Genomic DNA, 14,539 nt, shown 5'->3' with positions numbered 1-14,539 from the left:
CACACTTTAGAGGGATCAAGCCGTACTACCTGCTGGCTATAGTCCGCTCACGGATTCTCAAGAACGGGGCGCACGCACGAAAGGGCGATGCGACTTCGACGGATGTCGGGACGCTGCCGCTCCCTGCCGCCGAGGTGTTCTTGAAATGTCCATTGCCATAACAATAATGCACATGGAGTAGCGTCGATGACCTCAGCAACCACGTTCTGGCGCCGGGCAAAATTGCCTCTGGCGGTCAGTCTCGCCTCTTCGCTCGCCGGGCCTGCATTCGGCGTCAGTTTCAACATCGGTGAAATCGAAGGCCAGTTCGACTCGTCCCTGTCCGTCGGCGCGAGCTGGTCCACGGCCAACGCCAACAAGGACCTGATCGGCGTCAACAATGGCGGCAAGGGTTTGTCGCAGACCTCCGATGACGGCCACCTGAATTTCAAGCGCGGGGAAACCTTCTCGAAGATCTTCAAGGGCATCCATGACCTGGAACTGAAGTACGGCGATACCGGCGTATTCGTGCGCGGCAAGTACTGGTACGACTTCGAACTCAAGGACGAACACCGCCTGTACAAGGACATCAGCGACAGCAACCGCAAGGAAGGCGCCCAGTCTTCCGGCGGGCAGATCCTCGACGCATTCATCTACCACAACTACGCCATTGCCGATCAGCCGGGCTCGGTCCGCCTGGGCAAGCAGGTGGTCAGCTGGGGTGAAAGTACCTTCATCCAGGGCGGCATCAACTCCATCAACCCGGTCGACGTGTCCGCGTTCCGTCGTCCTGGTGCCGAGGTCAAGGAAGGCCTGATCCCGGTGAACATGTTCTACGTCTCCCAGAGCCTGACCGACAACCTGTCGGCCGAGGCGTTCTACCAGTTGGAGTGGGACCAGACCGTGGTGGATAACTGCGGCACGTTCTTCTCCCAGCCGGATGTGATTGCCGATGGGTGCACCAATAACCTGCGGGTGCTGAACAAGCGTTCAAGCATTCCGCTGCCGGGCGTCCTTCTTCCGATATTGGAAGGCCAGGGTGTCGATATCAACGAAGAAGGCGTGCTGGTACGCCGTGGCCCGGATCGCGATGCCCGCGACAGTGGCCAGTGGGGCGCGTCGTTGAAGTACATGTTCGAACCGCTGGACACCGAGTTCGGTGCCTACTTCATGAACTACCACAGTCGTGCGCCGATCTTCAGTGCCACCGGTGCGCCTCAGTCAGTCTACGACGCGGTCAGTGGCTCGCCGCTGGCGCCATTGATCGTCGCGGGTAATTCCCAATATTTCGTCGAATATCCGGAAGATATCCGTCTCTACGGCTTGAGTTTCTCCACCACCCTGCCAACCGGTACGGCGTGGAGCGGTGAGATCAGCTATCGGCCGAACGCGCCGGTGCAATTGAGCACCACCGATATCCTGTTCGCCGGCGTTCGCCCGCTCGGTGGTCCTACGTTGGGCAATGCTTCGCTGCTCCCGGGTGTGCCAGGCCAGGATCTGCATGGTTATCGTCGCAAGGAAATCACTCAGTTCCAGACCACCTTCACTCACTTCTTGGATCAGGTCATGGGCGCCAGTCGCCTCACACTGGTAGGTGAAGTCGGCGTTACTCATGTTGGAGGCTTGGAAAGCAAGTCGGACGTTCGCTACGGTCGTGACCCTGTCTTTGGTCCGGGGCAACTGCCCAGCGGAGCCTGTGACAGGCTCAACGGCTCTACCGCCGCAGGTGGCGGCCAGACCATCAACGACGTGAACAGCAACTGCAACAACGACGGCTTCACCACCTCCACGTCCTGGGGCTACCGTGCGCGCGCCATCTGGGAATACCCGGACGTCTTCGCCGGCGTGAACCTCAAGCCCAACGTGGCCTGGTCCCATGACGTCAAGGGCTACTCGCCAGGCCCTGGCGCCAACTTTGAAGAAGGCCGCAAGGCCGTCAGCCTCGGGCTGGATGCCGAGTACCAGAACACTTACAACGCCAGCCTGGCCTACACCAACTTCTTTGGTGGCGACTTCAGCACCGTGGACGATCGCGACTTCCTGGCGCTCAGCGTCGGCGTGACCTTCTAAGCACCGTATTTCAGGACGACACACTATGAAAATAACAAAGAATCTGATGCAGGCTGGTGTTCTGGGGCTATCCCTGCTGGCCGCCAGCGTCATGGCGGCGGTACCCGCGGCCGAGGCCGATAAACTGGGCAAGAGCCTGACGCCGATGGGCGCCGAGATGGCCGGCAATGCCGATGGCTCGATCCCGGCCTGGAAAGCCATGGCCAAGAATGCCGGTGCCGTGGACAGCAAGGGTTTCCTTGCCGACCCGTTCCCGACTGAGAAACCGCTGTTCACCATCACCGCGCAGAACGTCGAGCAGTACAAGGCCAAACTCGCCCCGGGCCAGTACGCGATGTTCAAGCGCTACCCGGAAACCTTCAAGATGCCGGTCTACCCGACCCATCGCGGCGCCACCGTGCCGGACGAGGTGTTCGCCTCCATCAAGAAGAATGCGGTCAACACCAAGCTGGTGTCCGGCGGCAACGGCCTGGAGAACTTCGAGACGGCCGTGCCGTTCCCGATCCCCCAGAGCGGCGTGGAAGTGATCTGGAACCACATCACCCGCTATCGCGGCGGCAGCGTGACGCGCCTGGTCACCCAGGCCACCCCGCAGCCCAACGGCTCCTACAGCCTGGTGTATTTCCGCGACCAGTTCGTGTTCCGCGACAAGATGAAGGATTTCGATCCGGCCAACCCAGGCAACATCCTGTTCTACTTCAAGCAACAAGTGACCGCGCCGGCGCGCCTGGCCGGTGGCGTGCTGCTGGTGCACGAAACCCTCGACCAAGTGAAGGAACCGCGTTCGGCATGGGTCTACAACGCTGGCCAGCGCCGTGTGCGCCGTGCCCCGCAAGTGTCCTATGACGGCCCGGGTACCGCCGCCGACGGCCTGCGTACCTCCGACAATCTGGACATGTACAACGGCGCGCCGGATCGCTACGACTGGAAGCTGGAAGGCAAGAAAGAGCTGTACATCGCCGCCAACAGCTACAAGATCGATTCGCCGCAACTCAAGTACGCCGACATCATCAAGGCCGGCCACATCAACCAGGACCTGACTCGCTACGAGCTGCGTCGTGTCTGGCATGTGACCGCGACCCTGAAGGAAGGCCAGCGTCACATCTACGCCAAGCGTGACTTCTACATCGACGAAGACACCTGGCAAGCCGCGGTGATCGACCACTACGACGGTCGTGGGCAACTGTGGCGCGTGGCCGAGGCCCATGCCGAGAACTACTACGACAAGCAAGTGCCGTGGTACGCCCTGGAAACCCTCTACGACCTGCAGTCCGGCCGCTACCTGGCGCTGGGCATGAAGAACGAAGAGAAATCGGCCTACGACTTCGGCTTCACCGCCACCACCGCCGACTTCACTCCGAACGCATTGCGCCAGGAAGGTATCCGCTAAACCGCTCCACCCGAGGCCGCATCCTCGAAACAACGCCCCGACTGGTTCGGGGCGTTTTTTTTTGACCCACACAAAACCCCCGTGGCGAGGGAGCTTGCTCCCGCTGGACTGCGAAGCAGTCCCAAAGCAGAGTACTCGGGGTGTCAGATCAAACGGGGCGGCCTTGGGGCTGCTGCGCACCCCAGCGGGAGCAAGCTCCCTCGCCACAAGAGCGGCGGCTGCCTGGATTTTTCACGTCGGTCGGCGTGTAGTCTTTTTGTAGCCATTTGTAGCACTCCCTTCAATACCTCCTCGTTTACCGCTAGTCTGCGGACATCTGCAACGCCGCCACCCGCATTCCAACAAGAGCCGGCCATGACTGATTTGTCTTCACTTCCGGATTCTGCCCGCGCAGCCATCGCGGTACAGGACGGGCGTTTCTACCGCCCGCCCTTGCCCGACGGCCATGTCGTGCGGCCGCGGTTGTGCGAGCGTTTGGCCGCTGGGCTCGGGGGCCGGTTGTTGTTGGTCAGTGCGCCGGCGGGGTTTGGTAAAAGCTCCCTGGCGGTGGAGTTCTGCCAGAGCCTGCCGGCCTATTGGCAAAGCCTCTGGCTGGGGCTCAGCGCCCGGGACAACGATCCCGGGCGTTTCCTGGAACGCTTGCTCGAAGGGCTCCAGGCCTTTTTCCCGGAACTGGGTGGCCGGGCACTGGGGTTGCTGAAAATGCGCCAGCGCCACCAGCCCTTTGCCTTCGAAGAATGGCTCGATGGCCTGCTGGACGAACTGTCCACGCACTTGTCGCCGCGCAACCCCTTGTTGCTGGTCCTGGACGATTACCACCTGGCCCAAAGCCCGGTGCTGGATCGCTGCCTGCAATTTTTCCTCAATCACCTGCCCGACGGTCTGCTGGTCCTCGTCACCAGCCGCCAGCGTCCGGACTGGCACCTGGCGCGCCTGCGCCTGTCGCGGCAATTGCTCGAACTCAATGAACAAGACCTGCGCCTGACCCATGACGAAGCCTTGACCCTGCTCCAGCATCACAGCAGCTCGTTGCGTGGTGAGGCGTTGGAAAACCTCATCCAGCGCAGCGAAGGTTGGGTGGCGGGGCTGCGGTTCTGGTTGCTGGCGGCGTCTGAAGCCGGCACCGAAGGCCTGCTGCCCCAGGCCTTGAATGGCGGCGAAGGGTTGATTCGCGATTACCTGCTCGAAGAAGTCATCGATTGCCTGCCCGCCGAGGTGCAGGCGTTCCTCTATGACACGGCCCCTCAGGAACGCTTTTGCAGCGCGCTGTGCGACGCCGTGCGCGAAGCCCATGACAGCGCCGAGATCCTGCGTTACCTGGCGTCCCACCAAGTATTCCTGGTGCCTTTGGACGAGCACGGCCATTGGTACCGTTACCACCATCTGTTTTCCGATCTGCTGCGCAGTCGGCCCAGCGCGCCGGCCATGGTCCCGGCCGCGACCCTGCACCTGCGGGCCTGCCGCTGGTTCAACGCCCAGGGCCTGATCGACGAAGCCGTGGAGCAGGCGCTACGGGCCGGCCACCTGGATGTGGCGGCGAACCTGGTGCAGAACCTCTCGGAGGAACAACTGCTGGCCGAGCAGAACGTCGGCATGTTGCTGCGCTGGAAAATGGACCTGCCCGACAGCCTGCTCATCAGCACGCCGCGGCTGATCGTGCTCTACAGTTGGGCGCTTGGGTTGGCCTGCCAGCTGGATGCCGCCGAAGAGCTGGCCGCGCACTTGAGTCGTTTCCTGCCCGCCCCTTCGGCTACCGCGCAAAAATCCATGCTCGCCCAATGGCTGGCCCTGAGCGGCATCGTCGCCCGGGGGCGTGGTGATCGCGAGGCCACCGTGCGTTATTGCAGCGAAGCCCTGGAGAGCCTGCCGCAAAAACGTTACGGCCAGCGGCTGATGTGCCTGTCTACGTTGTCGAACCTGGCCATTGCCGACGGCGACCTGTGGCGCGCGCGTAACCTGAACCGCGATTCCCTGGAGCTGGCGCAGCGGGTCGGCAATCCATTGTTCGAGGCCTTGGCCCATTACGATCGGGCCCGGGTCCTGCAGGCGCGGGGAGAGATCCTGCGGGCACTGGATGAAGTGCACCATGGCCTGCAACGCTTGCACAAATTATCGCCCCAGCGGCTTTATGCGGTGCGGGCACGACTGATCATGTACGAAGGTTTCCTGCTGACCTTGCGCATGCAGCCCCAGGCCGGCCTGGCGCGGTTGCAGGCCGGCCTTACCGAAGCCCGCGCCTGCCGCGACATCAGCGTGCTGATCGGTCACTGCGTGGTCGCGCGGATCGAAGGCTACAGCGGCGAGTTCGCCCGGGCTTTTGCCGAACTGGCGGAAGCCGAACGCCTGATGCACATCTGGGATGTTCCGCCGATCTACTACCTGGCGATGATTACCCTGGTCAAATGCGAACTCTGGCTGGCCCAAGGCCGTACCGACCTGGCCGAAGCCTGGCTGGCCCGCCTGGGCCAGACCTACACGGGTGAGCGGGCCGCCGCGCCTCCGGAATTCCACCCGCAACTGCCGCTGCATGTCGAACTGCAACAGGCGGTGCTGGAATCCATCCGGGGTCAACCGATGCTCGCCGAAGGCCGGCTCAATGCCTTGTTGGAGCACGGCCAGCAAACCGGCCGGCAGATGCTCAGCGTGATGGCGCTCAACCAGAAAGCCGCCTTGCTGTTGAGTCTCGGCCGCGAACCCGAAGCCCGTCGCACCCTGGCCCAGGCTTTCGAAGCCGCCAGCGGTGGGGTGTTGCAGCCGTTCGAGTGGTTGCTGGGCAAGCACTGTGAATGGCTGCGCGAACAACTGCAGAACGCGCCGCCCAGCACTTTGCGCGAACATCTGCTCGAACGCCTGCCCTCGGTGGCCCAACCGGTCGACCCTGCGTCACCTGTCGAAACCCTGAGCAGTCGCGAACGGGCGGTGTTGCAGTTGATTGCCCAAGGCTGTTCGAACCAGGAAATCAGCGAGCAATTGTTTATCTCCCTGCACACCGTCAAGACCCACGCCAGCCACATCAACAGCAAACTCGGCGTCGAGCGCCGCACCCAGGCGGTGGCGCGGGCGAAAGCATTGGGGTTGTTGGGTTGAGCAAGATTTTGCGGCCGGTGAGATCCCGTGGCGAGGGAGCTTGCTCCCGCTGGGCTGCGAAGCAGCCCCAACTGATAATCTGACACACCGCGGTGCCACGTGAAGGGTCGCTTCGCAACCCAGCGGGAGCAAGCTCCCTCGCCACAAAGGCTTTGACAAGGAATCCCTCGATGTTGCCCCTCTACAAAACCATCCCATCCCCCGTCGGCCAACTGATCCTCGTCGCCCGGGAGACGAGGCTGGCGGCCATCCTGTGGGAAAACGAGCGGCTCAATCGGGTGCGCCTGGGGCCTTTGGAAGAGGACATCCGGCATCCGGTCCTCAAGGAAACCGAACGTCAGCTGCTGGAATACTTCGCCGGCCAGCGCCGTCGTTTCGAGCTGGAACTGGATTTTGCCGGCACTGACTTTCAGGTCCGGGTCTGGCAGGCCCTGTTGACCATCCCCTTCGGTGAAACCCGCAGCTACCGAGACGTCGCCCTCCAGATCGGCCAACCCACAGCGGTCCGGGCGGTCGGCGCCGCCAATGGCCGCAACCCTATCTCGATCATCGCCCCGTGCCACCGCGTCATCGGCAGCTCCGGCAGCCTTACCGGCTTCGCTGGCGGCCTGGCAGCCAAACAGTTCCTGCTCAGCCTCGAAGGCCAGGAGAGCCTGCAACTACCGTTCTGACCTGATACAGGGATTGGGGGGATGCAAAATTTATAGTCAGACCAACACAACTGTGGGAGCGGGCTTGCTCGCGAAAGCGGAGTGTCAGCTTGCATAGATACAGTTTGTACCACCGCCTTCGCGAGCAAGCCCGCTCCCACATCTAATGTCCGGTATTTTCAGGCTGACGGAGATTTGGGAGGGCACATACGCGTCGGCGGCAGGCCGTTGGCGTTGTGCTGGTAGATCTGCGCGGGCTGGCCTTGTTCGTTGAAGAACACCTGGCCGATGCCTGCGCTGTTCCACAACCGCTCTCCCGCTTCAGCGTGTTCCGGGGTGTGGGGGACGATGCGCATGCTGCGGCGCTTGGTGAACCAGTTCAGGGGCGAGCGCGGCGAGTAGAGCCAGCGGTTCAGGCGGTCGAACCATTCCAGCAGCACCGGTGGGAATTCATTCTTGATGCCGCTGCTGGTGATCTGCCAAATGCGCGGGCCGCCCTTGCGGTGTGGGATCAGCACCTCGTAGACGAAGGAATAATGCACATCCCCCGACAGCACCACGTAGTTACCCGGTGTACGCGAGTGTCGGAAAATATTCAGGATCACCTGGGCAGCGCCGCGATGGGCCATCCAGTTTTCCGCATCCACCAGCAACGGATAACCGCACCAACTGAACACCCGCTGCACGGTCTCGATCAGCTTCACGCCGAAGATCGGTGCCGGCGAGACGATGATTGCCGAGGGGTGATCCAGCAGATCCTGTTGCAACTCGCTCAGGGCTTCCCAGTCCAGCAGGCCGGAAGGTTGCTTGAGGTTGTTCTCGCTGCGCCAGCGGCGGGTACGGGTGTCGAGCACCACCAGGGCCGGGGTGCTTGGCAGCACGTAATGCCAGCGCTGGAAACCCAGCAGGGTGTCGATCAGTTGGTCCTGTGGCGCGCTGTCGAGGTAGCGGTCCCGGGCGGTGTCGCTCAGGGCCAGGGTTTGCGCTAGCACATCAGCAAAGGCATCCGGGTTGTTGCCCCAGCCCTGGCAGAGCATGTAGGCGATCAAGGCGTTGCCGATGATGCGTTTGGAGAACGGATGGCCGTAGGCCGTTTCTTCCCACTGCGCGGACAGGTTCCAGTCATCGGTGATGTCGTGGTCATCGAAAATCATCAGGCACGACAAGTGCGCAAACACCCGTGCCACGCCACCCAGCCCGGTCTTGAACGCATCGATGCGCTGCTGTTCCAGGTCGTAGCGCTGGCGCCGTTCGACGGTCAGTTCGGGCGGTTGAACAGTGATCAGCGTCCAGGGCACCGGCGACCACACCAGCAGGTACATCGCCATGACCTCGGCGAAGGTCACCAGGTGATTATCGGCGCTGCTGCTGGTGAAGATCGGCTTGCGCGCCCCGCCAAAAAAGCGCTCGCGCAGGGTTTCGTTGCTTTCCAGGGCCGGTAGCAAATCGGCCCGATGGTAATAGCTGGCCGGGTGTTGATAGAGCTTGGCGCTGTCTTCCACCACGGCGCCGTCCAGGCGCTCCTCGAACAGCCCCAGGTGTTCGATCAGCCCGTGAATCGCCCGCAGCATGGGCCCGGCGACGTCGTCGGCATACACCTGGTCGCCGCTCATCATCAACAGCGCCGGGCGTTGCCCCGGGTCTTGCGCCAACAATCGGTCAACACACAGCAGGCCGTCGTTGGCCGGGTAGTGGGGTTTGCGGCAGGATCCGTGGACCAATTGCTCGATGCGCGAATGCAACATGAAGTTCGGGCACTGTGCCCCGTCATACAACAGGTGCGGCGCCCATTCGGCGATAGGCGAGCCCTCTACCAGCAGGTCGTAGTCAATCGCTACGTCCTGGGGCAGGGGCGTGTCGAGCGTCACGTCGATCAGGTGCACAAAAGCGTGTTGCCCCACCGGCACCACGGTGCAACGCGACGCATCCAGCGTCAGGTCGCCGACCCCGTCAATGCGCAGCGTCAAGGCCAACGCTCGCGTGCCCACCAGCCACATCACCAGGCGCGCAGGTTCCAGCCGCCGTAACAGCGGGCCGACCAGGACGGGTGGGAGGGTAGAGGTGATGTCTGGGGTGGACGACAGCATTAGCGAAAAAAGCCTCTATTCAGGGAGAGGCGGGGATCATAGCGCAATGTGCTTTGCAACTGGGGAGGGTTGGATTGAAGTGGGGGAATTGCGCTCTTGTGGCGAGGGAGCTTGCTCCCGCTGGGGTGCGAAGCACCCCCAAAACCTGACACCACGGTGTGTCAGGCAAACATTGGGGGGCTGCTGCGCAGCCCAGCGGGAGCAAGCTCCCTCGCCACAGAGAGTGTTGAGCCGTGAGCGTTCCCGGCCCTTCATGCAATTACTGCGCGACGTTGGAAGCCTGCGCCGCCTTGATCAAATCCGCCCCGATGTCCTTTTCAAACTTCGCCCACACCGGTTTCATCTTGTCGCGCCAGGCGCTGCGTTCCTGGGGCGTGAGGGCAATGATCTCGGTGGTCTTGGCGTCCAGGAATTTTTGTTTGTCCTGCTGGTTGAATCGTTCCGCTTCCTGGTTGGCATAGGCCGTGGATTCGACGACGATCTTCTCCAGTTCGCTGCGGATGTCCGGCGCCAGGCCGTTCCAGAAGTCCGACGTGGTGATCAACATGTAGTCGAGAATGCCGTGGTTGGACTCGGTGACGTATTTCTGCACTTCATTGAGTTTCTGGTTGTAGAAGTTCGAATAGGTGTTTTCCGTGCCATGGACCAAACCGGTGCGCAGCCCCTGGTACACCACCGAGAAAATCATCGGCTGCGCTTTGGCGCCCACCGCCTTGAATTGTTCGTCCAGCACGGCGGAAGTCTGTATCCGGAAGGTCAGGCCACGGGCATCCTCCGGGGTGCGTAATGGCTTGTTGGCCGACAGGTGCTTCATGCCGTTGTGCCAATAGGCCAGGCCGGTGACGTTCTTGCTTTCCATGGACTTGAGTAGCTTCTGGCCCTCGGGGCTCTGCTGGAAACGGTCCACGGCAGCGATGTCATCGAATAGAAACGGCAAGTCGAACAACTGCACGGTCCGCGTGTATTGATCAAACTTGGCCAGCGACCGCGCAATGATCTGCACTTCCCCCAGGAGCAAGGCTTCCATCTCCTTGTCATCGCCGTACAGCGTGGAGTTGGGGTACACCTCGACCTTCACCTTGCCCGGCAATCGCTCCTCCGCCAGCTTCTTGAACATCAACGCCCCTTGGCCCTTGGGCGTTTGGTCGCCGACCACGTGGGAGAATTTGATGACGATCGGCTCGGTCGCCATGACCGTTCCCCACGCGCCGAAAGCCAGGGCGCAGGCGAGGGCTTTCCATAGAGGTTTGAGCATTCAAGAGGTCCTTTTTTTGGTCTGGAGGCAAAGGGCCGACAGATCGGCCCGATACCTCCATGGCAAGGCAAATCATCCTTTGCCCGCCACAGAGTGTTTGCCGGGTTTAACTCATCCCCAACCAATTCGGCAGCGCCAGGGAAATCCACGGCACATAGGTAATCAGCACCAGGAACGCCAACAGGATCATCAACCACGGCATCGCCGCACGGATCGTGGCAGGCAGGGACATGCCGGTCACCGCCGAGGTGACGAACAGGTTCAGCCCCACCGGCGGCGTGATCAGGCCGATCTCCAGGTTCACCACCATGATGATTCCCAGGTGAATCGGGTCGATGCCCAGCTTCATGGCGATGGGGAACAGGATCGGCGCCAGGATCAGGATGATCGCCGAAGGCTCCATGAACGCGCCGGCAATCAGCAGCACGATGTTCACCACCAACAGGAAGGTCACAGGTGTCAACCCGGCCTCGATCACCCAGGCGGTGATTTGCTGCGGCAGTTGCTCGGTGGTCAGCACGTGGGCGAAGAGCATGGCGTTGGCGATAATGAACATCAGCATGATGCTCAGCTTGGCCGACTCCAGCAGCACTTTCGGCGTCTCGCGGAACGTGAGGTCCTTGTAGACGAACAACGCGATGAACGCCGAATACACCGCCGCCACCGCTGCCGCTTCGGTGGGGGTGAACATCCCGGAATAGATCCCGCCGAGGATGATGACCATCAGCAACAGGCCCCAGATGGCCTTGCGCGCGGTGGTCAACCATTCGCGGAACGTGGCGCGGGGCAGGGCCGGCAGGTTTTTCTTCACGGCGACGATGTAGATCGCCACCATCAGGAACAAACCCAACAGCAAGCCCGGGATGACGCCGGCCATGAACAACTTGCCCACTGAGGTTTCGGTCGCCGCGGCATACACCACCATCACGATCGACGGCGGAATCAGGATGCCCAGGGTCCCGGCATTACACACGATGCCGGCGCCAAACGCCTGTGGATAACCCGAGCGCACCATCCCGGCAATGGCGATGGAACCCACCGCTGCCACCGTTGCGGGGCTGGAGCCCGACAACGCCGCAAACAGCATGCAAGCCAGCACTGCTGCAATCGCCAGGCCCCCGCGGATATGCCCGACGCAGGCGTTGGCAAAGTCGATCAACCGTCGCGCCACGCCGCCCGTGGTCATGAACGCACCGGCCAGCAGGAAGAACGGAATCGCCAGCAATGTGTAGTGCTCGGAGGTTTCGAACAGCTTGATCGCCAGGGAGCGCACCGAGTCGGGGCTGAAGAAAATGATGGTCAGCGATCCCGCCAGTCCCAACGAAATGGCAATGGGCACGCCGATAAACATCAGCACGAACAGTGCGATGAACAGGAAGGCAATGGTCATGGCTTGTCTTCCTCGTGTTCGGTCAATTTGATGGCTTCGGCCGCTTCATCGGCCAGGCCCAGGCCGGTCTGGCGGTTCATCAGGATGCGCACGAGAATTTCCGCGAAACGAATGAACACCAGCGCGAACCCCACCGGTACGATCAGCCCTATATGCCATTGCATGATGCCGAAATGGCCAAGGTCTTCGGCACCGATCTCGGCAATCATCAAGGTGTTGATCCATTCGTAACTCGCCACCGCCAGCAGGCCGGCGTAGGCGAGGCAGCACAGGCAGGCGATGACGCCAATGAAGCGCTGCACCGGCTTGCTCGCCAGCTTCACCAGCGCATCGACGCCGATATGCCCGGCGGTGCGCACGCCATACGACAGGCCGAAGAAAATCAGCCAGCCAAACAGCGCCTTGGTCAGCGATGTGCTCCATGTCATCGCCTGGGCCATGCCCATGATGTTGTCGCCGATGGCGAACATCGGTTCGCTGGCGGCAGGCCAGTGGTCGCCGAGGCTGTAGAAAACTGAATAAAGGTTGTTGAGGACCACGTAGACGAACGTGACGAGCGTCATGGCGGCCAGAAGGAAAGCAATGAAACCTTCCTCGAAGTGTTCCCAGGTGCGCCGAAGGGCGTTCATGGATGACATCTCCTGTGGGGGGACGACAGACCGGCACCGCCAGGGCGGCGGTACCGGCCAACCAATCACTGGGCTTTGTTGGAGGCTTCGGCGGCTTTGATCAGGTCAGCTCCGATATCGCCTTCGAACTTCTTCCACACCGGTTTCATCTTGTCGCGCCATTCGCCGCGTTCTTCTGGCGTCAGGGTGATGATCTCGGTGGTCTTGGCGTCGAGGATGCGTTGTTTGTCGTGCTCGTTCAGCTGCGCCGCCTCTTTGTTCACATGGGCGGTGACTTCTACCAGGATCTTGTCCAGTTCAGTGCGGATGTCCGGCGGCAGGCCGCTCCAGAACTTGGTGTTGGTGATCAGCATGTAGTCGAGCAAACCGTGGTTGGACTCGGTGATGTACTTTTGCACTTCATGCATTTTCTGGCTGTAGATGTTCGAGTACGGGTTTTCCGCACCGTTGACCACACCGGTCTGCAAGCCTTGGTACACCTCGGCGAAACTCATCTTGCGCGGGTTGGCGTTCACCGCCTTGAATTGCTCTTCCAGCACGGCCGATGCCTGTACGCGGAACTTCAAGCCACGGGCATCCTTGGGTTCACGCAACGGTTTGTTTGCCGACAACTGCTTCATACCGTTGTGCCAATAGGCCAGGCCGGTAATGTTCTTGCTTTCCATGGACTTGAGCAGCTTCTGGCCTTCAGGGCTCAACTGGAAGCGGTCCACAGCGGAAATGTCATCGAACAGAAACGGCAAGTCGAACAACTGCACCGTCTTGGTGTACTGCTCGAACTTGGCCAGCGACGGCGCAATCATCTGCACGTCACCCAACAGCAAGGCCTCCATTTCCTTGCCGTCGCCGAACAGTGAAGAGTTGGGGTAGACCTCGACCTTCACTTTGCCTGGCAGCCGTTCTTCCACCAACTTCTTGAACAGCAGTGCGCCTTGGCCTTTTGGTGTTTGTTCGGCGACCACATGGGAGAACTTGATCACCACCGGATCTGCCGCCATGGCCGTGCTCATCGCACTCAGGGCCAACGTGCAAGCGAGCGCTTTCCAGATAGGTTTGAACATTACGGGCTTTCCTCTTGTTTTTAGTATTTTCGTGCGGGCTCATTCAAAACACGGCACGGCGGAACAATGATGAGTCTAGGCAGAAAAACAACTTGTCGGGGGCGGTTAACGGGAAAAACCGTCCTTTGGCTGTAAGTCTCGACAGGTTGCGCTAGAGCCTTCCTTGCGTCGGGCTGAAACGTCACAAACAGTCATTTCGACTGGTTTCAGTCAGCAATCGTGCCTGGGGCAGGAAACCATAAAGGAGCGGTGATGGCTACTGGCTTTCAACCTGGCGCCAGTGCTCAATGCATCCATGGGGCGAGGGGGCTGCCAGGCTATGTGTTCAGGGGAGCATTCGGCCTGGAACGTCCGGAGCAAGTTCTCTCTGCGACCACCACCGACCACCCTGTGGGAGCGAGCCTGCTCGCGAAGACATCGGCACAGCCAACATCACCGACTCAGACAGACCGCCTTCGCGAGCAGGCTCGCTCCCACAGTTTTTGATCCCGGGTGTTCATGGATTCTGCGACCACCACCGACCACCCTGTGGGAGCGGGCTTGCTCGCGAATGCGGCGGCCGATCCAACATCACTGTCTCAGACAGATCGCCATCGCGAGCAGGCTCGCTCCCACAGTTTTTGATCCCGGGTGTTCATGGATTCTGCGCCCACCACCGCCCACCCTGTGGGAGCGAGCCTGCTCGCGATAGCGGCGGCCTATCCAACATCACTGTCTCAGACAGACCGCCTTCGCGAGCAAGCCCGCTCCCACAGTTTTTATCCTCCTGCCATCGTGGCCTGCCTGCGGCGAGTCGTATCTTTTTCGTCTCGTGGTATGACGACATTTTCGATGCTGCTCAAGAAAAATAACCTCCTTTCGCTAGTCATTCCTCTGCTCTCCCTATTTTTATTGATTCTGTGGGTTGACAGCTCACACGAAACGTCAGAATAATCCGTTGC

At 61.1% G+C, this 14,539-nt stretch carries 9 protein-coding genes; 4 read left to right on the top strand and 5 right to left on the bottom strand.

Translation table 11 applies throughout. The features are described 5' to 3' along the window. Positions 1-186: 186 nt before the first annotated feature. From J3P88_RS25445 to J3P88_RS25430, 4 genes are all read left to right on the top strand, one after another. Complete coding sequence (locus tag J3P88_RS25445) at positions 187-2,049, top strand: DUF1302 domain-containing protein (protein WP_434572293.1); 1,863 nt, start codon at positions 187-189, stop codon at positions 2,047-2,049. 25 nt (positions 2,050-2,074) lie between these two features. After that, positions 2,075-3,439 (top strand): DUF1329 domain-containing protein, encoded by a 1,365-nt coding sequence (locus J3P88_RS25440; protein ID WP_434572291.1) that lies wholly within the window; start codon positions 2,075-2,077, stop codon positions 3,437-3,439. A 354-nt stretch (positions 3,440-3,793) separates the two neighbouring features. Next, the gene (locus J3P88_RS25435) at positions 3,794-6,526 is read left to right on the top strand and encodes a LuxR C-terminal-related transcriptional regulator (RefSeq protein ID WP_434572289.1); all 2,733 of its coding nucleotides are present in this window, start codon (positions 3,794-3,796) and stop codon (positions 6,524-6,526) included. 170 nt (positions 6,527-6,696) lie between these two features. Then, positions 6,697-7,197 (top strand): methylated-DNA--[protein]-cysteine S-methyltransferase, encoded by a 501-nt coding sequence (locus J3P88_RS25430; RefSeq protein WP_186708910.1) that lies wholly within the window; start codon positions 6,697-6,699, stop codon positions 7,195-7,197. A 158-nt stretch (positions 7,198-7,355) separates the two neighbouring features. Here J3P88_RS25430 and J3P88_RS25425 read toward each other — a convergent pair whose 3' ends face one another. The 5 genes from J3P88_RS25425 to dctP all read right to left on the bottom strand — a co-directional run bounded on the left by J3P88_RS25425 (position 7,356) and on the right by dctP (position 13,598). Beyond that, positions 7,356-9,263, bottom strand: coding sequence for an alkaline phosphatase D family protein (locus J3P88_RS25425; RefSeq protein ID WP_434572287.1), 1,908 nt, complete (start codon positions 9,261-9,263; stop codon positions 7,356-7,358). Positions 9,264-9,522: 259 nt separating this feature from the next. Then, the gene (locus J3P88_RS25420) at positions 9,523-10,518 is read right to left on the bottom strand and encodes a TRAP transporter substrate-binding protein (protein WP_434572285.1); all 996 of its coding nucleotides are present in this window, start codon (positions 10,516-10,518) and stop codon (positions 9,523-9,525) included. Between the two features lie 106 nt (positions 10,519-10,624). Continuing rightward, entirely contained in the window at positions 10,625-11,908 is a 1,284-nt protein-coding gene (gene dctM / locus J3P88_RS25415; protein WP_434572283.1) for a C4-dicarboxylate TRAP transporter large permease protein DctM, read from the bottom strand. Beyond that, positions 11,905-12,537 carry a TRAP transporter small permease gene (locus J3P88_RS25410; protein ID WP_186708931.1) on the bottom strand — a complete coding sequence of 211 codons (633 nt, stop codon included), beginning with the start codon at positions 12,535-12,537 and terminating at the stop codon, positions 11,905-11,907. Before J3P88_RS25410 ends, dctM begins: the two co-directional genes overlap by 4 nt. A 65-nt stretch (positions 12,538-12,602) precedes the next feature. Continuing rightward, positions 12,603-13,598 (bottom strand): C4-dicarboxylate TRAP substrate-binding protein DctP, encoded by a 996-nt coding sequence (gene dctP, locus J3P88_RS25405; RefSeq protein ID WP_186708933.1) that lies wholly within the window; start codon positions 13,596-13,598, stop codon positions 12,603-12,605. Between the last annotated feature and the right edge of the window lie 941 nt (positions 13,599-14,539).

This window comes from Pseudomonas sp. Z3-6, from assembly GCF_051131985.1.
In the GTDB taxonomy this organism is placed as follows: Bacteria; Pseudomonadota; Gammaproteobacteria; order Pseudomonadales; family Pseudomonadaceae; genus Aquipseudomonas; species Aquipseudomonas zanjanensis.
Note: the sequence above shows the minus strand (reverse complement) of the source record. Positions and strands in the feature narration are given on the sequence as shown.